Here is a 26,154-nt window from a genome sequence, read left to right on the forward strand (position 1 = left end):
TTAGCTGGTGTAATGTGATTTGCTCTGAAGTTTCACGTTCAAGATTAAGCGCAAAAATGTTGAACAGATATGAAAGGCAGATGAAAAACTCGTTTATTTGACAGGTAGACAGCTAGGGTTCAGCTACGTAATTAAGACATGGCCGAGCAGTGCTGACTGGCGAAACAGGCGTTGTCAGCAGGCGGGGTGCGTCAATCCCTGGGAGTAAGGCCGGCCCTTGGTCCTAATTGAAGAATCTTCTCTGCAATGCGCCTCAAGTGCCGGTAAAGTAAGCCATCTCTTGCCAGGGTACTCGGATGAATAGCGTGCAGCGTATAAGCGGCCAATGGCGGCCCGTTTTGATCGGATTATTGATGACGGCGGCCTGCGTCAGCGCCGTACGGGCAGATGATGGCGTGGCGCTCACCGCGCTCGCCCAAGTGCCTGAGGGTGTTGAAGTGCGCGGCAGGCAGGTCGCCGCCTATACCTGGGACGACCGCCAGGGCAAGAACCTGCTGGTGCTCTCCGAGCAGGTCAGCGAACGCGAGGATGACGGTACCCAGTCGGCGTTTGTCTATGCGGCCCAATACCTGATCGACGGTGACCGTCCCAAGCGCATGTGGATGCTCTACGACGACGTGCAGCATTGCCAATTCGATGCGGCGCTGCGCTTCGACATGGCCGCGACCAAGGTCACCGACCTCACTGGCGATGGCGTCACCCAGGCCACCGTGGGCTATTCGCGCACCTGCACCAGCGATGTCAGCCCCAACGAATTCAAGCTGATCATGCATGTCGGCAAGTCGCAGAAGTACCGCCTGCGGGGTGTCGATCGGGTCGGCGCAGCCTGGTGGGATGAAGAGGCCGGGGCCCTGCGTGGCATGCCGCTGCCCAAGGATTGCAGCGTGGCCGGGCAGCAGGCGCTGGTCAGCCAGTACAAGGAGCAGGGCACGGAGCTGCCGTTGCCGGGTTGCTATGGCGATGAGAAGGACTTTGCCAAGGCGCCGGAAGCTTACCTGGCCTTTATGCGTCAGCACTGGTTCGCCCTGATGCAGAAGCAGGATGCCGAATGGAGCCAGGCCCAGACCCAGCCCCAGGCGCCCACCGAGGATGAAGACACGGCACCGTGATTTTGTGCCAGGGCTTTTCCTGGGTTAGACTCGGTCTTCGCCAATTCACTAAATACCTCGATTAAACAATGAGTTGTTCGAGGTATTTAATCCAAAGGCTGATCTACCTTGACCGAGTCTATCCGCAACCCGTTGACCCTCTACCTCACCCGCCTGGCCCCCTCCAGCCAACTGACCATGCGCTACGTGCTGCAGGACGCCGCCGACCGCCTGGGCTTCGAAGACATCAACCTCGAAGACATCGACTGGCACCTGCTGCAACCCGAACATGTCATCGCCCTGGTCGCAGCATTGCGTGAAGACGGCTACGCACCGAATACCTCATCCTTGTACGTGAATGCCGTGCGCGGGGTGATGAACGAAGCCTGGCGCATGAGCCTGATCAGCCAGGAACATCTCCTGAAAATGCGCACGGTCAAGGCCACGCCCGGCACGCGCCTGGGCCAGGGCCGCAATCTGCGGCGCACGTTGATCCGGGAAATGATGGAAGTCTGCGCCGCCGACCCGCGCCCCCAGGGCCTGCGTGATGCAGCGGTCATCGGCATCCTGTACGGCTCGGGCATGCGCAAGTCCGAGTCGGTCAACCTCGACCTGGCGCAGGTCAACTTCGATGAACGCAGCTTGCGGGTAATCGGCAAGGGCAATAAGGAATTGGTCAAGTATGCGCCGGACTGGGCTTTCGCCAAGCTGCAGGCGTGGTTGGCGTTCAGGCGCGAGCAACTCAAGGAAGGCGAGCAGGACGACAGCTTCCTGTTCAACCGCATACGCCGGGGCAGCCATATCACCCGGGAACGTATCACCAAGCATGCGATTTACTACATCGCCCGCCAGCGGGGTGAGCAGGTCGGGGTGAAGATCATGCCCCACGACTTTCGCCGCTCGTTTATCACGCGGGTGATCGAGGAGCATGACCTGTCGATTGCACAGAAGCTGGCGCACCACACCAATATCCAGACCACCGCCAGCTATGACGTGCGTGACGACAACGAGCGGCGGCGGGCGGTGGATCGGTTTGATCTGTAGACGAACAGTTGCGGACCTACAGAATCGGTTTGCCGCCGGTGACCGCATAACGCGACCCCGAGATATAGCTGGCCTCGTCCGATGCCAGCAGCACATAAATCGGCGCCACTTCCACCGGTTGGCCGGGGCGGCCCAGTGGGGTTTCGCTGCCGAAGTTCTGCACGTCTTCATCAGTCATGGTCGCCACGATCAACGGCGTCCAGATCGGGCCGGGCGCGACGCTGTTGACGCGGATGCCCTTGCTGCCGAGTAATTGCGCCAAGCCACCGGTGAAGTTGGCGATTGCGCCCTTGGTGGCGGCATAGGCCAGCAGGGTCGGCTTGGGCATGTCGGAGTTCACCGAGCTGGTGTTGATGATCGAACTGCCGGCCTTCATATGCGGCAGCGCAGCCTTGCAGAGGCGAAACATCGCGGTGATGTTGATATCGAAGGTCTTGACCCATTCCTCATCCTCGATCTCTTCGAGCGTCTCGTGGGTCATCTGGAATGCCGCGTTATTGACCAGCACGTCAATGCGCCCGAACTGTTCCACGGTCTTGTCGACCAGCGTCTGGCAGGTGGCTTTTTGCGCGATGTCACCGGGCAGCAACAGGCATTGGCGGCCCGCTTCCTCGACCCAGCGTGCGGTTTCCCTGGCGTCTTCGTGTTCGTCCAGGTAGGCGATGGCCACATCGGCGCCTTCACGGGCGAAGGCGATGGCCACTGCGCGGCCAATGCCGCTGTCGGCGCCGGTGATCAAGGCGATCTTGTTGGCCAACCGGCCAGAACCCTTGTAACTCTGCTCCCCACAGTCCGGGTACGGGTCCATGGTGCGTTGGGTACCGGGCACGTTTTGCGCCTGGGGGGCGAAGGGCGGGCGTGGGTAGTCAGTCATTTCCAATCTCCATAGGTTTCGAACGGTGCTATGGGATTAGTAGTTTCATGGCCGGCGATAGTTGTAATGGATGCCGGCCAGGCCCGACGAGCGGTATCGCTCAGCCGTGGGGCGGGGCGCTCGCCAGGTGCGCCGGCAGGCGGCGCAAGGTCCATAGGGTGGTGAGCATCGCCGCGACGGCGCACAGCGCAATGCCGACCAGCATCGGCGCCGGAGTGTGGTCGGCGAACACTCCTACCAGGGTCATGGACACGGCAGCGGTGATCATCTGGATCGCGCCCAACAGGGCGGAGGCAGAGCCCGCCACAGCACCATGATCTTCCAGGGATAACACGCCCGCCGCCGGCAACAACAGGCCGAGGAAACCGAAGCCGATAAACAGCAACGCCATCATCAAGGCCAGGCTGTCGACCCACAGCGTGGTCGCGGCCAGCAGCACCATCACGGCGGCTACGGCGACCACCGACCAACGAATCAGTGGCGCCAGGCCAAAGCGCGCGCTCAAGCGTGCAGTGAGTTGGCTCATGGCGAAAAACGACGCGGCGTTCAGGGCGAAACACAGGCTGAACTGAGTAGGCGTGAGGCCGAAGTATTCGATATACACGAAGGGTGCACTGCCGATAAACACGAAGAACGTCGCCAGCCCGAACCCGCACACCACCGACAGACCGATGAAGACCGGGTCACGCAGCAGTGCGCCGTAGCTGCTGAACGCCGTGCCCAAGGTCTTGCCCAGCCGGCGCTCGGCGGGATGGGTTTCGGGCAGCTGCACAATTGTCATCACCAGGCACAGCACGGCCACCACCGCGAGCACGACGAACACTTCGCGCCAGCTCCACAACGAAATCACCAGGCTGCCGGCCAGCGGCGCGAGAATCGGCGACACACTCATCACCAGCATCAGCAACGCCATCAACCGCGCGGCTTCATGGCCGGTGTACAGGTCGCGCACGATCGCCCGAGGAATGACCATCCCGGCACAGGCGCCGAAGGCCTGCACGGCACGAAAGCCGATCAGCACTTCAATGGTGGGCGCCAGCGCGCAGCCGACGCTGCCCACGGCAAAGATCAGCAGACCGGCGTAAATCGGCGGCTTGCGCCCGAACACATCGCTGATCGGGCCGTAGAACAGCTGGCACACCCCAATGACCATGAAGAACACGGTGAGGCTCATCTGTACCGCCGCCGGCGAGGCGTGCAGGCTGGCGCCCAGGGTAGGCAGGGCGGGCAGGTAGATGTCGATGGCGAACGGGCCGACGGCGGTGATCAACCCCAGCAGCAACGCAAGGTGGGCAATACTTCGGGACATGGGCGGTTTCCGGCAGCGCAAAAGTCGATCAGCTTAAGGGATCCGCGCAGATCCGCAAACTTAGGCTTCACTAACAGGGATTGATGCCGATAACGGTAAGAACGTTGCTTCGACGGTTGGGTATGGGGATGTCAGCATGACGATCAAATTACGCTTGATGCTGTTGATTGCCACCGGGTTGCTCACGGCTCTGGTCATGAGTCTGGCCGGCTACCTGGGGAATGTTCGGATGAGCGAGGCCGTACAGGATAGCGAGGTGAGCATGACGGTCCTGCGCAATCATATGGAAGCCGACATGATGCATGACGCACTGCGTGCCGACGTGCTGTCTGCCATGCTCGTGGGGTTGGGCAAAAGTACCAGCGGCAAGGACGAGGTCAATGCCTCGCTGAAGGAACACGCTGAGCACTTCCGTCAGGTACTGGGGGATAACCTCAAGTTGCCGCTGGATGCCACGATCAAGACCGGCCTGGAAAAAATCAGACCCAGCCTGGACACCTATATCGGTGCCGGCGAGCGCATCGTCGCGCTGGCACTGGAGAATCCCGAGGCCGCTCGCGGAGAACTGGACACCTTCAACAAGGCGTTTTCCCAGCTGGAAGATCAAATGGCCGCATTGAGCGAGCTGATCGAAAGTCATACTCAGCAGACCAGCGCCAGTACGCGGCAGACCATCAGTCACGCCAATTTGACCTTGGGCGCGGTACTGATCGCCAGCCTGCTGTTGCTCCTGGCTCAGGGCCGCTGGGTCATCTTGAGCATCATGGGGCCGCTGCAGACCGCCAGCCGCATTGCTGCGAGTATCGCTCGTGGCAACTTGAGCGAGCCGATCGTCGAACCCGAGCGCAAGGACGAAGCCAGCTCATTGATCCGCAGCCTTGCCACCATGCAGCGAGATCTACGCGGCATGATCGAGGTGGTGCGCAGCAATGCCCACGGCGTCAATGGCATGAGCGAACGCTTGAGCCAGGGCTGCCATGACGTCGCCGGCAGCAGCCAGCAGCAAAGCGCGGCCGCCAGCACCATGGCGGCGGCGGCCAGTGAAATGACCGCCAGTATTGAAGAAATCACCCGGCATGCCGGACGCGCCCTGGACATGGCCAACCAAGCCGAAGCCCTGGCCAAGGACGGCGGCCGGGTGATCCATCAGGTGGTGAAGGACATGGATGGCATTGCCCGCTCAGCGCAGCAATCGGCCCAGGTCATTCGTACGCTGGACAAGGAGTCCGAGGCGATCTTCAGCATTATCCAAGTGATCAAGGGCATCGCTGACCAAACCAACCTGTTGGCCCTGAACGCCGCGATTGAAGCCGCCCGCGCCGGCGAACAGGGACGCGGGTTTGCGGTGGTCGCCGATGAAGTGCGCAGCCTGGCGGGCCGCACCAGCGCCTCGACCCAGGAAATTGCCAGCATGGTCGGGCGTATCCAGCAGAACACCCGGGAAGCGGTGACCAGCATGGAGGAGGGCGTCACCCAAGTGGACAAAGGCATGGCGGTGACTGCCGAGGTGGAGCGAGCGATCCGCGATATTCTGCAGGCCACCCTGAATACCACCGAGTTGGTGAACGACATCTCGCGCACCATCGGTGAACAGAGCCTGGCCAGCAACGAGATCTCCCACCAGGTGGAGATGATTGCGGGGATGTCGGAAAACAACAGCCGCATCATCGGCGAAACCGCCTCGACCACCGATGAACTGGCCGGTCTGGCCGGCAAGTTGTCGCAATCCGTGGATCGCTTCAGCCTGTAACACCGCACAGACCTGATACACGCTTTATGGACCGGCCCCCTGTGGGTCGGTTTTTTTTGCCCGGTCCACCGGCCCACCCGCAGCGCTCATTGACCGGGCCTTGCAAAAAAAGATTGAATATTCACACCTAATGTTATTTAAATAACAAAACAAGAGCGCCACGACCTGCCTGGTCGGGGTGCAACAAGGTGGAATTGCAATGAGCAAGATCGCAGTCATCGGCAGCAATATGGTGGATTTGATCACCTACATCGACCGCATGCCGGCCCAGGGCGAAACCCTGGAAGCGCCTGGTTTTGCCCTCGGGTGTGGCGGCAAGGGGGCGAACCAGGCGGTGGCGGCAGCCAAGCTTGGGGCGCAGGTGCTGATGTTGAGCAAGGTCGGCGACGACATGTTTGCCGACAACACCCTGGCCAACTTCCAGCGTTTTGGTATCGACACCCGTCATGTGCAGCGGGTGCCTGGGGTTTCCAGCGGTGTCGCGCCGATTTTTGTGCGGGCCGACTCCCACAACAGCATTCTGATCGTCAAAGGCGCCAATGCGCATTTGTTGCCGGCGGACATCGACGCGGCGGCCGCCGACCTGCGCGAGTGCACGCTGATCGTGCTGCAGTTGGAGATCAATCTGGAGACGGTCTACTACGCCATCGAATTTGCGCACCGGCACGGCATCGCGGTGCTGCTCAACCCGGCACCGGCCCTGGCCGGCCTGAGCGGGGAGCACCTGGCGCAGCTGGACTTCCTGATCCCCAATGAATCGGAACTGGCGTTGATCACCGGCCAGGTCGTGGACTCGCCGGACGCCGCCCAACGCGCCGCGCGCACGCTGGTGGCCAGCGGTATTCGCCACGTGATCGTCACCCTCGGTGAACACGGTGCGTTGTACGTGGGAGAGGAGGGCGAATTCCGGGTGCCGGGCCGAAAGGTCGTGGCACGGGACACCACAGGCGCCGGCGATGCCTTCATCGGTTGCTTCATTCAGCACTGGAGCCGCGACGGCGGTATCCGGCAGGCCATGGAACAGGCCGTGGCGTATTCCGCCTGCTCGGTCATGGCCCTGGGCACCCAGACGTCATATCCCGACAGCGAGGCGTTCGCCCGTTTCCAGCAACAGCCGTAACCCCCAAACCAGCCCGGAGAACAATAATGAACAAACCTGCGCTGCAACAGACACCCGATGGTTTCTACCTGAACCGCACGCCCTGGTTCGCCTTTATCCTGCTGTGCAGCATCTTTGCGCTGTGGGCGGCGGCGGCAAGCATGAATGACGTGCTGATCGCACACTTCAAGAAAGCGTTTCTGCTCAGTGATTTCCAGACCGCCTTTGTGCAGTCGGCGTTTTATCTGGGCTATTTTTTCGTGGCGATTCCGGCGGCGATGGTGGTGCGTCGTTTCAGCTACAAGAGCACGATCCTGATCGGGTTGCTGCTGTACATGTTCGGCTGCCTGCTGTTTTTCCCGGCGGCGTCGACGGCCAAGTACGGCATGTTCCTGCTGGCGCTGTTTGTGATTGCGGCCGGCCTGTCGTTCCTGGAAACCGCCTGCAACACCTACTCGACCCTGATGGGGCCACGGGAAACCGGGACGCGGCGCTTGAACATCTCACAGACGTTCCACCCCTTCGGTGCGATGGCCGGGGTGTACGTCGGCAGCTTCGTGATGTTCAAGGACACCGACGCGACCACGGAACAACTGACCCGGATGAGCGCCTCCGAGGCCGCCGTGCAGCAGTTGCAGATGATCCAGTCCACGCTGTTGCCCTACAAGTGGATGATCGCCGTGCTGGTGCTGATGTTTATCCTGGTCGCGATCACCCGGTTCCCGGCCTGCAAGGGCAATAAGCCGGCTGACAGCAAGCCTGGCAGCCTGCGCCACAGCCTGGGCCGGCTGTGGCGTAACCCGCGCTTTACCTTTGGCGTATTGGCGCAGTTTCTCTACGTGGGCGCCCAGGTCGGCGTGTGGAGTTTCACCATTCGCCTGGCGATGCAAATGGGCGGAATGAATGAGCGCAGCGCTTCATGGTTTTTGCTGACCACCTTTGCCGCCTACTTTGTCGGCAAGATGATCGCCAACCTGTTGATGCGCCGCCTGCATCCGGCCAAGGTCCTGGCGATCTACGGTGTGCTGTGCATTGTGCTGCTGGCCTACACCATTCTGGTGCCGAATATTTCGGCGGTTTACGCAGCGGTCGGCGTGAGTATTTTCCTCGGCCCGTGCTGGCCGACCATTTACGGCCTGACCATCGATGGCCTGGGTGAAGACACCGGCGTCGGCGGTTCATTGCTGGTGATGAGCATCGTCGGCGGCGGGGTGATTCCGATCTTCCAGGGCCTGTTGTCCGATGCCAGCGGCGGCAATATGCAGCTGGCCTACAGCGTGCCGTTGCTGTGCTTTATCGTGATCGTGATGTACGCGGTCAAGTGCATGCGCCAACCCGGCACGTTGCCGTCGAGCGCCGCGGCGGCGGTGGCCTCATGAATACGCGGATCCCGCTGTATCCAGCGGTGTTTGCCGAGCAGGAGAGAATCCTGTTGCAGTCCGAGGATTTCAAGGTCGGCGCCTGGATCTATCCGTCCGGCGTGCTGGCCGTGAGCCTGGAGAACAGCCGTGGACGCCTGGTGCTGCTGCCCTATCAAGGGCAGATGATCTGGTCGGCGATGTTCGACGGCTGCGACCTGACCATGAGCAACCTGTTCGAGCAACCCCGGCCCAGCCCGACGGTCATTGATACCTACGGCTGCTTCATGTTTCACAGTGGCCTGTTGCGCAACGGTTGCCCGGCGCCGGATGACACCCACGCCTTGCACGGCGAAATGCCTTGCGCCCCGATGGACTCGGCCTGGCTGGACATCGGCGAGGGCTTTGTGCGCCTGGGCGGTTGCTATCAGTACGCCAAGGGCTTCGGCGATCGCTACCGGGCGTGCCCCAGCGTGACCCTGCGCGCCGATTCGGCGGTGTTCGATATCGACATGGACGTGACCAACCTGGCCGGCAAGCCTATGGAACTGATGTACATGGCCCATATGAACTACGCCTTTGTGGCCGGTGCGCGGTTTGTCGAGCCATGGGGCATGCAGCGACTGCGCCTGCGCACCAGCATTCCGGGCCACGTCAAGCCGACGCCGGACTGGAGTGCCTACATGGCGCAACTGGCCGAACAACCCGGGCAATTGGCCTGTCTCGATCAGCCGGGGTTGTACGACCCTGAAATCGTGTTTTTCTTCGACGGCGTCGGCACGGACGCCACCGGCCAGGCGCACTTCCTGCTGGATCATCCAGGTGGCGCGGCGTTCTACACCCGCTATCGCCCCGAACAATTCGCCCACGCCGCACGCTGGATCCTGCATACGCCGGATCAGCAAGTGGCGGCGTTCGTGCTGCCATCGACGTGCGAACCCGAGGGCTATAACGCCGAGAAAGCCAAAGGCCACGTGCGTCTGCTGGCGGCGGGAGCCAGTGCTTCGTTCAGTGTCACCACCGGCTACCTGAGCGCGCAGGAACGCCAGCGGTTGCTGGGTTAAACCAGCAATTGCGCGCCGTGGGCCTGGATGGCGTCCTTGTAGCTGCGGGGGATTTTCTTGTCGCTGACCACGTACTGAAAGTCCTCCAGGGTGGCGAAGTGAGCGGTGCGCACCGTGTCGAACTTGCTGAAGTCGGCGAGCAACACACGTTGCTGGGCCTGGCGCATGACCTTTCGCTTGACCTCGACTTCATTGAAGTTGAAGCACGTCACGCCGAATGCCTGGCTGACGCCGGCGGCCGTCACGAAGGCCCATGTCAGGCGCACGCTGTCGAGGATGCTGCTTTCGGCACTGTTTTCAAACACCTGGTTCTTGCGGTGGAAGGTGCCGCCGCACAACACGATGTGGCAGTTGGGCTTGTTATGCAGCTTGAGCAGCACGTTCAAGGAGCTGCACACCGCCGTGAACTCCAGGTCCTCGGGGATGAAGTCGATCACAAACGGCGAGGTGGTACCGCAGTCGAAAAACACCGTGTCACCGGGCTGGATCAGGCTCGCGGCGAGTTTGCCGATGCGGCGCTTTTCCTCGACGTGGCGGGTGTCCTGCTCCGCAACCCGGTAATCGCTGACCTCGCTGCCGACCCGGGTGATGTAGCCACCCAGCAGGCGCAGGTGATCACTGAAGTGATTGAGATCGCGGCGCAGGGTCATCTCCGAAACCTCCAGCAGCGCCGCCATTTCCCTCAGGTGAATGGCGTTCTGGTCCTGCAAGGCTTGTTGGATAAGCTTGAGTCGCTCGGCTTTTCTACTGTCCACGAGTATTCCAGGGCTTGATTGTTTGTGTTAGATAAGTAACATTTAATGTTATTATTGTAACGCATTAGTGTGGGTGCTGTGACAAGCGGCACACGACCATTCGCAACATACAGGCAAGGGCACGTTAAATGAACACTCTTCAACCCGCAGCATTGGCCAAGTACATCGATCACACCTTACTGGCGCCCGACGCCTCCCGCGAGCAGATTCGCACCTTGTGCGAGGAAGCCCGGGAGCACGGTTTTTATTCGGTGTGCCTGAACTCAGGGCAGGTGCCTTACGCCGCTTCCTGCCTGACCGACGACAGCGTGGTGATTTGTGCCGTGGTGGGCTTTCCCCTGGGCGCCGGCCTGAGTGACACCAAGGCCTTCGAAGCCGAACGGGCGATTGCCGCCGGGGCAGGGGAGATCGACATGGTGCTCAATATCGGCTGGTTGAAGGACGGTTTGCTGGAGGCAGTGCGCGAAGACATTGCCTTGGTCCACAAGGCCTGCGGCGCCGTGCCGTTGAAGGTCATCCTGGAAACCTGCCTGCTGGACGACGAAGAGAAAGTCCAGGCCTGCGAAATCTGCCGGGACCTGGGTGTGGCGTTCGTCAAGACCTCCACGGGGTTCAGCCGAAGCGGTGCCACCGCCGAAGACGTGGCCCTGATGCGTAAAACCGTGGGCGCCGCGGTTGGGGTCAAGGCGTCGGGGGGGGTGCGCGATTATCCGACGGCACTGAAGATGATTGAAGCCGGGGCGACACGTTTGGGCAGCAGTTCGGGGATTTCGATTGTCGGCGGGGCGATGACGGCGGCCAGTGGTTACTGAGTTTCGGGCCGGCGCCTGGCAGCCTGTAGGGAAATCCCTACAGGCTGCGCAAATCATTAGAGCACTATCCGGATTTCTTCATGGCTCTTTGCTATATGTCACGCTAGAGTGATTGGAAGATTCAATGAAGTCTTGATTTCTCCGGCCTCGGCCGAGGCCGCAGGACACTTCATACCTGTGGAGTGCACCATGAAAGTTCTAATCGCCGATGATTCATCCATGTCCCGCAAGATGGTCTTGCGTTCCCTGCCGGAATCACTGACCGAAGATGTTCGCCAGGCCTGCAACGGTGCCGAGGTGATGGAGGCTTACCACGCCGGTTTGGTCGACCTGCTTTTTCTCGACCTCACCATGCCCGTCATGGACGGCTTCCAGACCCTGGAGGCACTCAAGCGCGAAGACGCCAATGTGGTCGTCGTGGTGATCAGCGCAGACATCCAACCCCTGGCCAGGCAACGGGTATTCGACCTGGGCGCTGCTGCATTCGTAGCCAAGCCGGTTACGGCTGAAGCTGTAGTCAATGCCTTGCACGTCATAGGAGTGCTTTGATGGAAACCTTGGCCGCACTCACCGAAGACCAACGTGATGCCCTGCAGGAACTGATGAACATCGCCATGGGACAGGCGGCCGAGCGACTGGCGCTGCTGACCGATACCATGGTGACGCTTTCGGTTCCCTTTATTCACCCGCTGATCCGGGAACAGAATAACCTGTTGATTCCGGAGCATCTGCGCCGGAGCTTCATGATCGTCACCCGCCAGTCTTTTCTGGGTGAGTTACGTGGCGAAGTGTTCGTGTGCTTTGGCTCCAAGGGGGCCGATGAACTGGCCGAACTGCTGGGCTACAAGGGCAGCGGCCTGGAGCAGCAGCACGAGTTGATGCTTGATGTCACCAACATCCTGACCGGCGCCTGCATCAGTGGCCTGGCAAGGCAGGTGGCGACTCAGGTGAGTTATGACGCACCGTCCATTCTCGTCCACACCGAACATGCGGCGAATGCACTGGATGAATTGAACCTGAATGAACACCTGGCGATGGTGCTGGAAATCCGTTTCGAGGTTCAGGCTCATCAGTTCTCCTGCGACTTGTTGATCTGCATCACTGAACGTACGGCTGGGGTTGTCGTTCGGGCCATCGATCGTTTGCTGGACGAACTTTGAAGGGGCCTCTTCATGACAGACAGCAAGGCAATTTCCCGGGAAACCCTTGAGTCGATGCTCAAGGCCATCAACATGGGCGTGCTGCTGGTCGACCAGGACTGCAAGGTGCTGTTCTCTAACCAATTCATGTCCATCAACAGTGGCCGCAGCGCGGAAGAACTGGTCGGCCGTACGCTGTTCGAAGCCTTTCCGGAGCTGCCGGAGGCCTGGACCCGGCAGAAGATCAACAGCGTCATTACCCTGCAAAACTTTGCGTTCACTTCATGGCAGCAGCGGCCGCACCTGTTCAATTTCGAGAGTACCCGGCCCATCAGTGGCATGGTCCGGCTCATGTATCAGAACTGCACCTTCTTCCCCGTGCAAGATGCCGATGGCAGCAATCTTGGCGTGGGCCTGGCCATCAGTGATACGACTGACACGGCTGCCCGCCAACTGGAGTTGACGCAACTTAACAAGTTGCTGGAAGAAGAGAAGGGTGCCCAGGCGCTGCTGATCGCGCGGCTTGAAGACGCACAGGCGCAGTTGCTGCAGTCCGAGAAGATGGCGGCGATAGGGCAACTTGCTGCAGGCGTGGCCCACGAGATCAATAACCCGATCGGGTTTGTCGGCTCCAACGTCAACAGCCTGCGTCGTTACCTGGTGGACATCTTCGCGCTGCTCGAAGCCCATGAACAGGCGACCGACGAGAGGCATGCCAGCGCTCATCCCGAGCTTGCGGTGATGCGGGACAAGATGGATTACACCTTCATGCGCCAGGACATCGACGACCTGCTGGCCGAGTCGGTCGACGGCCTTGACCGGGTCACTCGCATCGTCAAGGACCTGCGCGAGTTCTCCCACGTCGACAGTTACGAATGGCAGCTGGCCGACCTGCACAAGGGGCTCGACAGTACCCTCAACGTTATCTGGAACGAGATCAAGTTCAAGGCTCAGGTGATCAAGTGCTACGGCGATGTCGAGCCCATCGAATGCATGGGCTCACAGATCAACCAGGTCTTCCTGAACCTGCTCATCAATGCCAGCCATGCCGTGGGCGCCGACGGCGAAATCACCATCAGCAGCGGCAGGGAGGACGGTGGAGTCTTCGTCGAAATCGCCGACAATGGCCATGGCATTCCCCTTGAAATCCAGAACCGGATATTCGAACCGTTCTTCACAACCAAGCCGGTGGGCATGGGGTCGGGCCTTGGCCTGTCGTTGTCGTACAGCATCATGGTAAAGCACCATGGACGGCTCACCGTCGACAGTGAGCCGGGCAGGGGGAGTCGCTTCCGCGTCTGGTTACCCTTACGCCAGCCGGTAATCGAGGCTGTCTCTACCTGCGCCGTTGAAGGACGCTGATCATGGACACGCTGTCTTCCTGCGAAAAACGACACATCGTCATGCTGGTGGATGATGAGGAAAGCATCCTCAACAGCCTTCGACGCCTGCTGCGCGCAAAGCCTTACGACTTGCTGCTGGCCACGAGCGGGGCCCAGGCGCTGAGCCTTTTCGAACAACACGCGGTGGACCTGATCGTCTGCGACGCGCGCATGCCGTTCATGGACGGGCCGACCTTGCTGCGCGAGGTGCATAGGCGCGATCCGCACTGCGTGAATATCCTGCTGACCGGTTATGCCGATATGAGCATGATCACCCAGGCGATCAACGATGGGTATGTGTTCCGTTACATCAGCAAGCCCTGGAATGATGAAGAGCTCAAGCTCAGTCTCGATCAGGCGCTGGAAATGAAGAGAGCGCTCGCTGAGGGTAACCCTGCGACTTCGCCCCCACGTCTATAGCTCAACTAAATAGTCATTTAGTTGAGTTGGCTATCGGAGCAGGGCTCAGGCCTGGGCGAGGGCGCTGATACGCCGTTCGCTGATGCGTTCGACCGTGTCCATATGTTCGGTGCCCCACACGCACAACGCGCCCAGCGCAGTGGCCAGGGACTGCCCGAAGGGTGTCAGGGAATACTCGACCTTGGGCGGGATCTCCTGGAAGTCGATCCGCGCAATGATTTCGTCGCGTTCCAATTCCTTGAGTTGCTGGATCAACACCTTGTCGGTCACGCCGCCAATCGCACGCCTTAACTCGCCATACCGATGAACATGTCGCGCCAGGTTATACAGGACCAGCGGTTTCCATTTGCCGCCAATCACCGCCAGGGCAGCCTCGAGCCCGCAATTGAAGGTGTTGTTCGCCATGTGATAGGTGCTCCAAAGGGGTACTTACTAAAAGGTGCATACTATTCAAAATAATAGTCTGGATCTAGAGTTGGGCTTCAACATTCTTCGGAGTTAACCATGAGCAGGCTCGACGGAAAAATTGCAGTGATCACCGGTGGCAACAGCGGCATTGGCCTGGCAACCGCCATGCGCTTTGCAGCGGAAGGTGCACAGGTTGTGATTGTGGGACGCAGGCAGGAAGAACTGGACAAGGCGCTCGGGCTGATCGGGCCTGGAGCGCTCGCCATTCAAGGGGATATCTCGAGGCTGGACGACCTGGAGCGCATTTTCACCCACATCAAAAGCGTCAAAGGTCGCGTAGACGTGCTGTTCGCCAATGCAGGCCTGGGGGATTTCCAGCCGCTCGGGTCGATCACCGAAGAGTCGTTCGATCGCACGTTCGGCATCAACGTCAAAGGCACACTGTTCACCGTGCAAACAGCGCTGCCACTGATGCACGCCGGCGGTTCGGTGATCCTCACAGGTTCGACCACCGGCACCATGGGCACACCGGCATTCAGCGTGTACAGCGCCACGAAAGCCGCATTGCGTAATTTCGCCAGGAGCTGGGCGCTGGATTTGAAAGGCAGCGGTATTCGCGTCAACGTTCTTTCACCGGGGCCGATCTCGACACCGGGCCTGGACCTGGCGCTTTCAAGTACCGGCCAGAAGGATGCAATCATTGACGACATGACGGCGCAGTTGCCACTGGGCCGTATCGGCCAACCGGAAGAAGTTGCGGCGGCGGCATTGTTCCTGGCGTCGGACGACAGCAGTTTCATGACAGGCAGCGAAATGTTCGTGGATGGAGGGTTCGCTCAGGTTTGAACCAGAGAGGGGTTTTGCCTGTTGGAATCTGACGGGCACTGCCCCTCATTACGTAACATCGTATTACGCATAATGTATATTATGTTAAATCACGTGTCTGGCTCAGCCACTTCCAGCTCTCGTCGCCTACTGCGGTGCACCATCGCTCTCATAGGTGCTGGGTTCGTACCTGACGGCATTACTCATCGCCGGAGGGAACGCTAATGCTTGACTTACCTCGCGTCTAACACATGGTTTAAGTCGCTCGCTGGGACGACGTTCCGCCGCCCCTTAACCAAACGTTAGGCACTATGAACATACTTCTCAGCGAATCAAGATTCATGAGTGTGTTCCCGGAACGCTTACGTACTCGGCACCGTGAATCCGGCTTCACGTCGCGGACTTCACCCTTAATTTCATGCAGCAACTGGATATAACTCAGGTATCGCCATGATAGCGCTCGAAGCGTTTAAGGGAGAAAGACGAGAGATCCAAGTCGGTCGAACCGCGTATGCACCACTGTGCAAACGCCTCGCCCAACGCGGCGGAATGTTTGAAGCCGTGACCGGAACAGGCGGACACCACCAAGGTGTGCTGCCACGACGGATGCTCATCGATAATGAAATGGCGATCCGGCGTCACGGTGTAGGCGCAGACAGCAGACTTAACCACGCTCGAGGTAACACCGACGATGCGGCCGCGCACCTGGTGCTCATACATGTCCCGCTCTTCCGCCGGCGAGACCGTACGATCCATTGTTTGCGGCAACGAAGTCGTGTGGTATTGCGCGGTGGCGATTTTAAGGCTGCCCTCGCCGTGTAATGCGGGAAAGCCGTAGTTGATTTTGTCGTCGCCACGGCCGTGAGTGAGGATAAACGTCGGTGAGTGATCCACCCACTCGGCGCCCTCCTCCAACCCGAACCAGAACAGCTTCTGCCGGTAGACGCTGAGCAGGCTGTCAAACGGCTCGCCCAGCAAACCGCCGCTCCAGTTGCCGGCGCTAATCACAAGCTTGTTTGCAAAGAGCGTGCGCAGATTCGTAGTGACATGGACTCCCTGCTCATTCGAGCTAATCCCAGTGACGGTTTCGCCTTTGTAGAGGATTGCTCCGTGTTGCTCGGCCAACTTGAGCTGCACATCAATGCAACGTTCAGGACGTACAAAACCTCCACCTGGCTCGAAATAGCCGATGGCAGTGTCGTGTACGTTGGCAAATTGTGGAAAGCGCTGGCGAATCTGTTCGGCGGATAAAACGTCGTGCTCGATACCATAGGCCTGTGCTAGGCCGATGGTGCGCAATGTGAAGTCGGTTTTATCGTTGGGGTCAAACTCGGGACTCGAAGTCAGAACCAATAGACCCGACTGTTCGAACAGCGACTCCCCGGACAATTGCTCAAGCTCGCGCCAGATGCGGTGGGAATTGCGCACAATGGGAACGTACTGCGCGCCCTCACCCACCGAAAGCCGGGTAATACGCGTATCGCCATGGCTGGAGCCCAGGTTGTGAGGTGGGTGATGGCGGTCGATACCAACAACATTCGCACCCGCCTTCGCCAACTGATACACCGTAGCGGCCCCCATGGCCCCCAATCCCAGTACCACTACATCACACCGCTCGGACATCAACGCTCACCGGTCAAAAAGAAGCCAGTTGAAAGTGAAGCCGATTAAGAATCAACGACTAAAAGAGCATATGCATATTATCAACCGAGCATCACCGGCCGCTCTGCTGCTGCAATACTACGCAGTGCTGAGTCCAAACACGCGCCTCTCCCGGCAACACAGGAGAGGCCGTCTGCCTGCATACCGTTGAGCTATCAGAGGAATAGAAAAAACAACATCATAATGATGGCACTGTCTGATACCGTGCACATAAACACAGCCACTCCGAGGATTGTCATGGGCGCAGGCGCTCCTATTCCGCCGAATGAAATTGAACGGCTTAAAGAGGTCGCGAAATTTTGTCCAGCTGACAGCGAGTACGATACTGTCTTCGATAAAATCGTCGAGATGGTTTCTGCTTACTTCAACGCACCCATAGCGCTGATTTCGATCGTCGATGAGCATCAGCAATGGTTCAAGGCGCGCGTAGGGCTTAAAGAGACGCAGACACCACGAGAAGTGTCCTTCTGCGCTTACTCCACGCTGGAAAACGCCCCGCTGGAGGTATTGGACGCGACGCTTGATCCCCGTTTTAAAGACAATTCCCTGGTAACGGGGCCTCCGTATATTCGTTATTACACAGGCACCCCACTGATTACCGAAGAGGGTTTTACGCTGGGAAGCCTGTGCATCATTGATACAGTCTCACGCGCCGCTATGAGTGAGCGTGATAGCGCGATGCTCAGCGGTTTTGCTGAACTGGTGATGATGCGCATCCACAGCATGCGCGCTCGAAACTTCGTCGACCAACCCACAGGGTTATTTAATCGACTCCGGTTTGAGGAGGATATACGCCAAGCACTCAAGACCCACAGCGCGTGCCAAGCGTATGCGGTTGACATCATCTCGCCAAAGTTCCTCAACGATATCGTGAAGGCGCTGGGTTACAGTTTTGCCACGGACTTGGTCCTGGCAATCAAAGCGCGCCTACAAAAACTATTACCGCCACAGTGTCTACTTTATAAAATTAGCCCGACGCGGTTTGGTTTCCTCCTTGAGGAGGATCAAACGGCCGAGCACATTTGTGAAAACATCCTCAAGGACTTCAAAAAGCCTGTCGAATGCCACGCCATCCCCATACTCATGCAAGTCGGGATTGGCGTCCTGCCTATTCATAGCTCAGGGCTCCAGCAAGACTGGCTTCGCCTGGTGGTCAGCGCTGCGGATGAGGCGCGTGACCGCAGGCTGGGATGGTCGCGCTATGAACCCCATTTTGATGCGGCTCAACAACGCGCGTTCACGTTGTTGAGTTCGTTGCCGGAGGCGGTCAGCGCCGACAAACAGTTCAGCCTGGTGTACCAGCCAAAAATCAAACTGCCCTCAGGACGGTGTCATTCAGTAGAAGCACTATTACGTTGGACACATCCTTTACTGGGGCCCATCAGCCCTGCTGAATTCATACCCTTGGCTGAAAAAACCGCACTCATACCCTCTGTTGGATTGTGGGTGCTCAACGCAATCATCCAGCAAGCGGTTATTTGGAAAGCGCAAGGTGTGCGCCTGCGGATAGCGATGAACATTACCGTCAGCGATCTTGAAAGCGCCGAATTCGTCGACGCGATGATCCATGAGATTCAACAGCACGGCCTGGACCCCGCTGGCTTTGAACTTGAGTTTACCGAAAGCATGCTCATGACCAACCCTGAAGAAGTCATCCGGCAACTGGAGCGTGTCCGTAAGTTTGGCGTAGAGGTTGCTGTTGATGACTTTGGCACCGGCTACAGCAACTGGGCTTATTTGAAGGAGCTCCCGGCCAATACCGTCAAGCTTGACCAATCTCTGATCAGCGGGCTGGGCAGCAATCAAAATGACAAGCAACTGGTTAAAACCCTGATCGGACTGGCTAAGGGGCTCGGCTACCAGGTGGTTGCAGAAGGCGTAGAAAATCAAGAAATCCTGGACCTGTTAATACAGTGGGGATGTTCCGAAGCACAGGGTTATTTGATCGCCAAGCCTATGAGCGCCGAGGCATTAGAAGCCTGGATAGCACAAGGAATCGATGGAGGTCGGGGCCGGTAGAATGACTGCCGGGGACGCGCAAGCAAGGACTCTGTAGATCGCGGAGATCACCTGCATCGTTGCGTCTTCGATCGTTCCTTCATTACGGCATACAACCCAACCGTGATCTGCCATCGCTCGCTCGAATGCCTGGGTACAAGCGCTATGTTCTTCCAGCTTATGGATCACCGTGCTGCTCAGCCCACGCCGTCTTGCCGCTGCCCTCGCCCATGAAATCTCAGGGGCGGTGACAATCCCGACATGCAGGTCTGGCACTTGCACGTTTCGATCAATGTTCAACTGCAGGATCTCTGCAAACGGAATTATCCGGCGAAACGCGGCATCCGACGGGTACCAGCGATCGATCAGGATGATGCTGCCTGGTGGCTGTTTAGCCAGCACCTGCCGGGAAATCCAGGCACGGCTGTCAGCAAAGCGTTCACACACCCGCAGCTCCAACTCCCGGGAGGGACTTCTGACGAGCTGGTTAACAAGCGCCATTGTTCCCTCCCGGTACGGATCGCTTTTTCTCTCGCAAAGCCGGATCACCTTTTTGTTGTCTGCCCTCAGTGCTTTCGTAACGGCCTCCAACAGCGTGGTTTTGCCGGTGCCCTTGGGCCCATCCAGAGAAACAAACAGCGGACGATTCATTCTTCACTTAACAATTGAGATACCGTTTTTTTGCCCTGTCCGGACGCTGGAACTGCTCAGTGCGGTGACGCGAAGGCCCTTATGAACAGAAAGTGATGAACACTCTACCCTTGTTTCGGCTCACGGGGCCCAAATCCACGCTGACAACCGCTGATGAGCATCGGTTATCGCCCATCAGTCATGCGTGATGGCTCATTGCGGCCACTGTTCAAGCAGTATCGAGACGAATTTTTCCGCCGCCGGCGAAAGCGATGCTCCCCGGCGGTAAACCAAGCCCAAGGAGCGGTTCACAACCGGCTCGATCAACGGGACGCTGACCAAGGTTGGATGATCTTCAGCCGGCATGGCCAGGCTCGGCATTGCCGAAACCCCCAGGCCGGCCTCCACCAGGCCCAGCGAAGTCGAGAGGTGCTGGACTTCGTAGAACCATTGCGGCCGCCAACTCAGGCCAGACAACGCGTGATCGAGCAACATGCGGTTGCCGCTCAGGCGTCCTACCCCGATCAGGCGGTAATCGCTCAATTCGGACCAGGTGACCGAACTGCGTCCAGCCAACTCATGATCACGCCGGCACGCCAATACGAAAGGCTCGCTGACCAGGGGCACGAACTCAATGTCCGGATGCTGCCCGCTCATCATGTTGATCCCGAAGTCGGCCTCCCCCCGCAGCACCGCTTCAAGCCCCTCATTGGCACTCAAATCCAGCAGTCGGATGCGGATTTTTGGGTAGCGCTCGTTATACAGGCGAATGACTGACGGCAAGAAATAGAAAGCCGCAGTCGGGATACACGCCAGGGTTACCCGGCCAATCTGGCGTTCGGCCAGTTCACGGATATTGAGAATCGACTCATCGAAGTCATCGAGCAACCGACGTGCCTTCGGCAGAAAGTCACGACCGACACTCGTGAGGCTGACCTTACGCGTGGTGCGATCCAGCAACGAGGTGCCCAACCCCTCTTCCAGTTTTTTAATTCGGCGACTGAGTGCCGGTTGAGACAGGTGCAAGGCATCGGCTGCTTCGTGAAAACTGCCGAGTTCAGCGATTTTCACGAAGGATCGAATGTCATTCAGCTCATATTCCATGTCTTATCTCACCCGCACAAGGCGTCAAAAGGAAACTCAGCGTAAATTTATCATTCGCAAAACGCAATAATCTCTTCAATCTTTGCATTTGAAACATTTTTTAAAGCTTGAGACTCTTGCTCCAAGAACATCAATTACACCGATTGATCAACAAGAGTCAGTATCATGCAAAGAATTCCCTGTGTGCTGATGCGCGGCGGCACCTCGAAAGGTCCGGTTTTTCTCGACTGGGATTTGCCCGCCGCCGTGGAGGCCCGCGACGAACTGCTGCTCAACCTGATGGGCTCCGGTCATGAACTGGAGATCGACGGCATCGGCGGTGGCAGCCCGCAAACCAGCAAGGTTGCGATTGTCAGCCCTTCGCTGCACCCGGATGCGGACGTTGATTACCTGTTCGTTCAAGTGATGGTTTCACAACGCAGGGTCGACAGCGCACCCAACTGCGGCAACATGCTGTGCGCGGTGGGCCCGTTCGCCGTCGAGCAGGGTCTGGTCAAAGGCACCCCGGAGCGCACCCGTGTGCGTATTCGCAACGTAAACACCGGCACCTTTATTCACTCCGACGTGTACACGCCGGATGGCAAAGTCAGTTACGAGGGCGATACCGCCATTGATGGCGTGCCCGGTACGGCCGCACCGGTGCAACTGACGTTCCTCGACGCAGCCGGCAGCAAGACAGGCAAGCTCTTTCCCACCGGTAACACGCAGGACGTGATCGATGGCATTGCGGTGACCTGTATCGACATGGCGATGCCCATGGTGCTTGTCGAAGCCAGCCAACTGGGCAAGCGTGGCGATGAGAGCCCGGCGGAACTGGACACCGATAAGGAATTCCTGCGGCGCCTCGAGACACTGCGGCTTCAGGCCGGCCTGGCCATGGGCCTGGGCGATGTCAGCGACAAAGTGATTCCCAAGCCGGTACTGGTTTCGCCCGCGAAAGCCGGGGGCACGATCCAGGTTCGTTACTTCATGCCGCACAACTGCCACCGCGCGCTCGCCATTACCGGCTCGATTGGTTTGGCCACTGCGTGCGTGATCGAAGGCAGCATCGTTGCGCAGATGCTCGGCGGGATCAGTACGCCGCGCCTTGAAGCGGTGCGGATCGAACACCCGAGCGGCGGAATTGATGTCGTATTGTCCTACACCGGCGTGAACGGTGAGACAATTCAGGCCTCAGTCGTACGCACCGCCCGCAGGCTTTTTTCCGGCTACGTCTACGCCACTGACTCGCAGCGCCTTGCCGGATAAATTCCGATAGTCGTTGGCATTTTTGCATCCGCACAATTCTAAAAATGGGTGATGCCATGAAAGTTGTTAAATCGCTCTACTTCCAGATCCTCTGCGCCGTGGCGCTCGGCATCGTGGTCGGGCATTTCTGGGCCCAGCAGGCCATTGCACTCAAACCCCTGGGTGACGCGTTCATCAAACTGATCAAGATGATGATTGCGCCCGTGGTGTTCTGCACCATCGTCACCGGCATCGCCGGGATGAGCGACAAGCGCTCCCTCGGGCGCCTGCTGGGCAAAACCATGCTGTTGTTCTTCGTCCTCACGGTGATCAGCCTGGTGATTGGCCTGGTCGCGGTGTACGTGTTCCAGCCGGGCGCCGGCATGAACATCGATCCCAGCCAGCTGAGCACCAAAGGATTGGCCCAGTACACGGAGTCGGCCGCAAAGCTTGGGGTGGTGGAGTTTTTCATGCACATCATTCCCGAGACGTTTATCGGCGCCTTCAGTAAAGGTGAAGTGTTGCCGGTGCTGTTTATCGCGGTGTTGTCCGGCTTTGCCCTGTCGTCGCTGGGCGAGCGTGGCAAACCCGTGCTCGACGTGCTCGAATCCGCCTCGCAAATGGTCTTCAAGATCTTTTCCTACCTGATGCGTTTTGCACCGGTCGGCGCTTTCGGGGCCTTGGCGTTCACTGTCGGCCAGTACGGCATCACCTCGCTGGGTTCGCTGGCGAAGTTGATCATGACCTTGTACATCGCCTGCGGCTTTTTCGTCTTCGTGGTATTGGGCAGCATTTGCCGCGCCAACGGCTTCAGCCTGTGGAAGCTGCTGCGCTATTTTCGCGAAGAGTTCCTGGTGGTACTCGGCACCTCCTCCACGGAACCGGTGATGCCGCGCATGCTGGAGAAACTCGAGGCACTGGGTTGCAAAAAAGGCGTCGTCGGCCTGGTGCTGCCCACCGGCTACTCGTTCAACCTGGACGGCACGGCCATCTACCTGTCGTTGGCGGCGATTTTCATTGCCCAGGCCTGCAACATTGATCTGAGCCTGACGCAGATCATCACCATGCTGGCGATCATGCTGCTGTCCTCCAAAGGCGCCGCCGGAGTTACCGGCAGCGGGTTCGTGGCACTGGCCTCGACCCTGACGGTCATTCACGACATCCCATTGGCCGGCCTGGCATTGCTGATCGGCGTTGACCGCTTCATGTCTGAAGCACGCGCCCTGACCAGCCTGGCCAGTAACGCCGTAGCGACGGTGGTGATTTCGATGTCTGAAAATGCCTGCCACCGCGACACGTTGAACCGGATGCTCGACGCAAAATCTTCTGCCGCACCGGGAAAAGCCTGGGACGACCTGAAGGACGCCAAGCGCGTCTAGAGACAACCGGATAACGCTTCCCCCCTGACTTGACTGCCCCCCCCTCCCCGCCAGGCGCGTTGTGCCGCCCGGCGGGTCAGGGCGCGTGCGCCTCGGCGTCAGCCATTTTTACGATAACAACAAGAGAATCGTCCTATGCTCGCTTTCCTTGGCTTGGCCATGGTGGTCGTATTCACCTATCTCATCATGACGAAGCGCTTGTCGCCCATCGTCGCGCTCACCGTGGTTCCCATCGTCTTCGCGGTGATCGGCGGCTTTGGCGGCACCACCGGCAAGATGATGCTCGACGGCCTGAAAATGGTCGCCCCGTCTGCCGCGTTGCTGCTGTTTGCGATCCTGTTCTTCGGCCTGATGATCGACGCAGGCCTGTTCGACCCGCTGATCCGCAAAATCCTGAAGAGGGTCAATGGCGACCCGATGAAGATCGCCGTAGGCACGGCCCTGCTGTCGTTGCTGGTAGCGCTCGACGGCGACGGCACAACGACCTACATGATCACCTGCGCCGCAATGCTGCCGCTGTATAAACGCATCGGCATGAACCCGATGATCCTGGCAACCATCTCCATGCTGTCGCTGAGCATCATGAGTGGCATGACGCCCTGGGGCGGCCCCGCGACACGGGCTATTGCCGCGCTGGGCCTGGATGCCGGCGAGTACTTCGTGCCGTTGCTGCCGACGATGATCGGCGGTGCCCTGTGGGTGATCTTCACGGCCTTCATACTGGGTCGCGCAGAGCGCAAGCGTATCGGCAACGTGCAGCTGCAAAGCGGCGGCGGCGATTGCTACATCGAGGCGATTCTCGAGGACACGCCCCACAAACGTCCGAAGCTGGCCTATGTCAATCTGGTGCTGGTGATCGCGGTGATGGCGGCGCTGGTGATGGGGCTGATGCATTCTGCGATCCTGTTCCTGATCGGCTTCGTGCTCGCGCTGATGATCAACTACCCGCAATTGGACATTCAGAAAGAACGCATCCTGGCGCACTCGGGCAATGCCATGACCGTGGTGTTGCTGGTATTTGCCGCCGGGATCTTTGCCGGGATCTTTTCCGGTACAAAGATGGTGGATGCCCTGGCACAGACCCTTGTCGACTGGATCCCGCCATCCTGGGGGCACCTGTTTCCGCTGGTGGTTGCGATCACCAGCATGCCGCTGACCTTTGTGCTGTCCAATGACGCCTACTATTTTGGCGTGGTGCCGATCCTGGCCAATGCCGCCGCCGCTTATGGCATCGACCCGGTCGAAATCGCCCGCGCCTCGATCCTGGGCCAGCCTGTTCACCTCATGAGTCCGTTGGTGGCCTCGACCCTGCTGCTGGTGGGCATGGTCGATCGCGATATCGGCGACTTCCAGAAGGCCACCGTCAAATGGGCCGTGCTGACCTCCCTGGTCGTCACCGCCCTGGCCTTGTTGACCGGTGCCATCAGCCTGTTCACCTGATCCACCCATAACTCCTGCTGCCTTCCAGCGCGCCTCACTCACGAGGCGCGTGCCGACCTGTACCCCAAATAACAACAACGAGTCATTTGCCATGAACCCTATGTATACCCGTCGAGCTTTGTTTTGCGCGTTAGGCCTGGTACCCGTCGCGGCGGCCAACGGCGAAGGTTTTATTGATGACAGCAAGCTCAAGCTGCAACTGCGCAATGTGTATTTCAACGAGAACTTTCGCGACGAGCACGGCTTGAGTGCGCGGGCCGCCAGAACGGCAAAGAGCGAACGCACCGAGTGGGCCCAGGGATTTTTGCTGGACTATCAGTCCGGATTTACTGCGGGCACCCTCGGCTTCGGCGTGGACGCCCTGGGGCTCTATGGGGTAAAGCTCGATTCAGGGCGCGGGCGCAGCGGCACCGGGCTCATGCCGGTGCATGATGACGGGCGGGCGGCCGGCGAGTTTGCCAGCGCCGGCGCTACGGCAAAAGCCAGGTTCGCCAAAACCACGGTCAAGTACGGCACCTTGCTGCCCAAGACGCCGGTGCTGATTTACAACGATGCACGCTTGTTGCCCCAGACCTACCAGGGCACCCAGGTCAGCAGCAGCGACATCGAGAACCTGACCGTGACCGGCGGACATCTGGACCGTTTCAAACTGCGCGACTCCACCAACAGCGTGCCGATCGTGCCTGATGGCTACAGCGGGGAAAAATCCGGTGATTTCAACTACGCCGGGGCTGAGTACAAATGGGGCAAAAACCTGCGCTTGAGTTATTTCTACGGGGAGCTCGAGCACTTCTACCGACAGAACTTCGCTGGCATCCAGCACGACCTGCCGCTGGCCGGCGGTGTGCTGACCAGCGACCTGCGCTACTTCAACAGCGTTGATAGCGGCTCGGCCTATGCAGGCAAAATCGACAATGACATGTTCAGCGGCCAGTTGTCCTACGTGATTGCAGGCCATACCCTCGGTGGCGGCTACCAGGCCCTTCGCGGTGATGCCGGATTACCCTACATCAGCGGCGCGACCGTCTACTCGTTCAGCAATGCCGGCATCGGCAAATTCATTGAGGAGGACGAGAAGACCTGGATGCTCAACTATGGCTACAACTTCGCCGCCGTCGGCGTGCCCGGCTTGACCTTCTCAACGCGCTACCTGAGCGGCAATGACGGCAAGTCCGCGACCACGGTCAAGGAATGGGAGCGTGATACCGAGCTGGCTTACGTTGTGCAAGCCGGCACGTTCAAAGGGCTGGGCGTGCGCATGCGCAACTATGTCTACCGTTCTGAGTTCTCCCGCGGCCGCGACAGCAATCGCCTCTACCTCACCTATGACATTGCCCTTTGGTAAGTCGACGATCGCGGCCCTTGCGGCCGCTTTCCTACAGATTCA

Annotated in this window: 23 protein-coding genes and 1 pseudogene; 17 read left to right on the forward strand and 7 right to left on the reverse strand. The window is 59.1% G+C overall.

Translation table 11 applies throughout. The annotated features are described in order from the left end of the window. The first annotated feature begins 296 nt into the window (after positions 1-296). The gene (locus J3D60_RS04615) at positions 297-1,109 is read left to right on the forward strand and encodes a M949_RS01915 family surface polysaccharide biosynthesis protein (protein ID WP_253490086.1); all 813 of its coding nucleotides are present in this window, start codon (positions 297-299) and stop codon (positions 1,107-1,109) included. A gap of 108 nt (positions 1,110-1,217) precedes the next feature. Continuing rightward, on the forward strand, positions 1,218-2,132 hold the full coding sequence (gene xerC, locus J3D60_RS04620) for a tyrosine recombinase XerC (RefSeq protein WP_253490088.1): 915 nt from the start codon (positions 1,218-1,220) through the stop codon (positions 2,130-2,132). A gap of 16 nt (positions 2,133-2,148) precedes the next feature. On the opposite strand, the gene J3D60_RS04625 is transcribed toward xerC, so the two are convergent. Together J3D60_RS04625 and J3D60_RS04630 are read right to left on the reverse strand one after the other, a co-directional pair. After that, positions 2,149-3,006, reverse strand: coding sequence for an SDR family oxidoreductase (locus tag J3D60_RS04625; protein WP_253490089.1), 858 nt, complete (start codon positions 3,004-3,006; stop codon positions 2,149-2,151). A 100-nt stretch (positions 3,007-3,106) separates the two neighbouring features. Beyond that, a complete protein-coding gene (locus J3D60_RS04630; protein ID WP_253490090.1) occupies positions 3,107-4,315 on the reverse strand; it encodes a multidrug effflux MFS transporter in 1,209 nt (402 codons plus the stop codon). Between the two features lie 136 nt (positions 4,316-4,451). Between J3D60_RS04630 and J3D60_RS04635 the strand changes: the two genes are divergently transcribed. The 4 genes from J3D60_RS04635 (at position 4,452) to J3D60_RS04650 (ending at position 9,586) form a co-directional block, all read left to right on the forward strand. Then, positions 4,452-6,065: a methyl-accepting chemotaxis protein gene (locus J3D60_RS04635; RefSeq protein WP_253490091.1), complete on the forward strand. Its 1,614-nt coding sequence runs from the start codon at positions 4,452-4,454 to the stop codon at positions 6,063-6,065. A gap of 199 nt (positions 6,066-6,264) precedes the next feature. After that, positions 6,265-7,185, forward strand: a complete 921-nt coding sequence (gene rbsK / locus J3D60_RS04640; protein ID WP_115487328.1) for a ribokinase — start codon at positions 6,265-6,267, stop codon at positions 7,183-7,185. Positions 7,186-7,211: 26 nt separating this feature from the next. Next, complete coding sequence (gene fucP / locus J3D60_RS04645) at positions 7,212-8,543, forward strand: L-fucose:H+ symporter permease (RefSeq protein ID WP_027605850.1); 1,332 nt, start codon at positions 7,212-7,214, stop codon at positions 8,541-8,543. Beyond that, on the forward strand, positions 8,540-9,586 hold the full coding sequence (locus J3D60_RS04650; protein WP_253490092.1) for an aldose 1-epimerase family protein: 1,047 nt from the start codon (positions 8,540-8,542) through the stop codon (positions 9,584-9,586). The genes fucP and J3D60_RS04650 overlap by 4 nt, the downstream gene beginning before the upstream one ends. Here the strand turns inward: J3D60_RS04650 and deoR are convergent. Then, on the reverse strand, positions 9,583-10,341 hold the full coding sequence (gene deoR / locus J3D60_RS04655; RefSeq protein ID WP_253490093.1) for a DNA-binding transcriptional repressor DeoR: 759 nt from the start codon (positions 10,339-10,341) through the stop codon (positions 9,583-9,585). The genes J3D60_RS04650 and deoR overlap by 4 nt on opposite strands. A gap of 128 nt (positions 10,342-10,469) precedes the next feature. Here deoR and deoC point away from each other — a divergent pair, with 128 nt between their 5' ends. The 5 genes and pseudogenes from deoC to J3D60_RS04680 form a co-directional block, all read left to right on the forward strand. Next, positions 10,470-11,153 carry a deoxyribose-phosphate aldolase gene (gene deoC, locus J3D60_RS04660; protein WP_253490094.1) on the forward strand — a complete coding sequence of 228 codons (684 nt, stop codon included), beginning with the start codon at positions 10,470-10,472 and terminating at the stop codon, positions 11,151-11,153. Positions 11,154-11,342: 189 nt separating this feature from the next. After that, positions 11,343-11,702 carry a response regulator gene (locus J3D60_RS04665; protein ID WP_065927544.1) on the forward strand — a complete coding sequence of 120 codons (360 nt, stop codon included), beginning with the start codon at positions 11,343-11,345 and terminating at the stop codon, positions 11,700-11,702. Further along, positions 11,702-12,313: a chemotaxis protein CheC gene (locus J3D60_RS04670; protein ID WP_065941511.1), complete on the forward strand. Its 612-nt coding sequence runs from the start codon at positions 11,702-11,704 to the stop codon at positions 12,311-12,313. Before J3D60_RS04665 ends, J3D60_RS04670 begins: the two co-directional genes overlap by 1 nt. A gap of 12 nt (positions 12,314-12,325) precedes the next feature. Then, on the forward strand, positions 12,326-13,654 hold the full coding sequence (locus J3D60_RS04675) for an ATP-binding protein (RefSeq protein WP_253490096.1): 1,329 nt from the start codon (positions 12,326-12,328) through the stop codon (positions 13,652-13,654). A gap of 2 nt (positions 13,655-13,656) precedes the next feature. Further along, positions 13,657-14,049, forward strand: a pseudogene (locus tag J3D60_RS04680) (response regulator); the annotation flags it as partial. A gap of 90 nt (positions 14,050-14,139) precedes the next feature. Here the strand turns inward: J3D60_RS04680 and J3D60_RS04685 are convergent. Further along, positions 14,140-14,499: a helix-turn-helix domain-containing protein gene (locus tag J3D60_RS04685; RefSeq protein WP_027605843.1), complete on the reverse strand. Its 360-nt coding sequence runs from the start codon at positions 14,497-14,499 to the stop codon at positions 14,140-14,142. Positions 14,500-14,598: 99 nt separating this feature from the next. Here J3D60_RS04685 and J3D60_RS04690 point away from each other — a divergent pair, with 99 nt between their 5' ends. After that, positions 14,599-15,348, forward strand: a complete 750-nt coding sequence (locus J3D60_RS04690; RefSeq protein WP_027605842.1) for an SDR family NAD(P)-dependent oxidoreductase — start codon at positions 14,599-14,601, stop codon at positions 15,346-15,348. 417 nt (positions 15,349-15,765) lie between these two features. Here the strand turns inward: J3D60_RS04690 and solA are convergent, their stop codons facing one another. Next, positions 15,766-16,950 carry an N-methyl-L-tryptophan oxidase gene (gene solA, locus J3D60_RS04695; RefSeq protein WP_065927548.1) on the reverse strand — a complete coding sequence of 395 codons (1,185 nt, stop codon included), beginning with the start codon at positions 16,948-16,950 and terminating at the stop codon, positions 15,766-15,768. A 276-nt stretch (positions 16,951-17,226) separates the two neighbouring features. Here solA and J3D60_RS04700 point away from each other — a divergent pair, with 276 nt between their 5' ends. After that, complete coding sequence (locus J3D60_RS04700; RefSeq protein ID WP_253490099.1) at positions 17,227-19,008, forward strand: GGDEF and EAL domain-containing protein; 1,782 nt, start codon at positions 17,227-17,229, stop codon at positions 19,006-19,008. Here the strand turns inward: J3D60_RS04700 and J3D60_RS04705 are convergent. Both J3D60_RS04705 and J3D60_RS04710 read right to left on the reverse strand, forming a co-directional pair. Beyond that, positions 18,961-19,638 (reverse strand): dTMP kinase, encoded by a 678-nt coding sequence (locus J3D60_RS04705; protein ID WP_253490101.1) that lies wholly within the window; start codon positions 19,636-19,638, stop codon positions 18,961-18,963. The genes J3D60_RS04700 and J3D60_RS04705 overlap by 48 nt on opposite strands. A gap of 192 nt (positions 19,639-19,830) precedes the next feature. Then, positions 19,831-20,721 carry a LysR family transcriptional regulator gene (locus J3D60_RS04710; protein ID WP_027605835.1) on the reverse strand — a complete coding sequence of 297 codons (891 nt, stop codon included), beginning with the start codon at positions 20,719-20,721 and terminating at the stop codon, positions 19,831-19,833. 165 nt (positions 20,722-20,886) lie between these two features. On the opposite strand from J3D60_RS04710, the gene J3D60_RS04715 reads away from it, so the two are divergent. From J3D60_RS04715 to J3D60_RS04730, 4 genes are all read left to right on the forward strand, one after another. Continuing rightward, positions 20,887-21,969, forward strand: coding sequence for a 4-oxalomesaconate tautomerase (locus J3D60_RS04715; RefSeq protein WP_253490103.1), 1,083 nt, complete (start codon positions 20,887-20,889; stop codon positions 21,967-21,969). Positions 21,970-22,013: 44 nt separating this feature from the next. Next, positions 22,014-23,327, forward strand: coding sequence for a dicarboxylate/amino acid:cation symporter (locus J3D60_RS04720; RefSeq protein WP_065941472.1), 1,314 nt, complete (start codon positions 22,014-22,016; stop codon positions 23,325-23,327). A 135-nt stretch (positions 23,328-23,462) separates the two neighbouring features. After that, positions 23,463-24,767, forward strand: a complete 1,305-nt coding sequence (locus J3D60_RS04725) for a CitMHS family transporter (RefSeq protein ID WP_065941471.1) — start codon at positions 23,463-23,465, stop codon at positions 24,765-24,767. Between the two features lie 91 nt (positions 24,768-24,858). Continuing rightward, on the forward strand, positions 24,859-26,112 hold the full coding sequence (locus J3D60_RS04730; RefSeq protein ID WP_253490105.1) for an OprD family porin: 1,254 nt from the start codon (positions 24,859-24,861) through the stop codon (positions 26,110-26,112). Positions 26,113-26,154: the final 42 nt, after the last annotated feature.

The organism is Pseudomonas sp. S3E17, from assembly GCF_024168685.1.
In the GTDB taxonomy this organism is placed as follows: Bacteria; Pseudomonadota; Gammaproteobacteria; order Pseudomonadales; family Pseudomonadaceae; genus Aquipseudomonas; species Aquipseudomonas marginalis.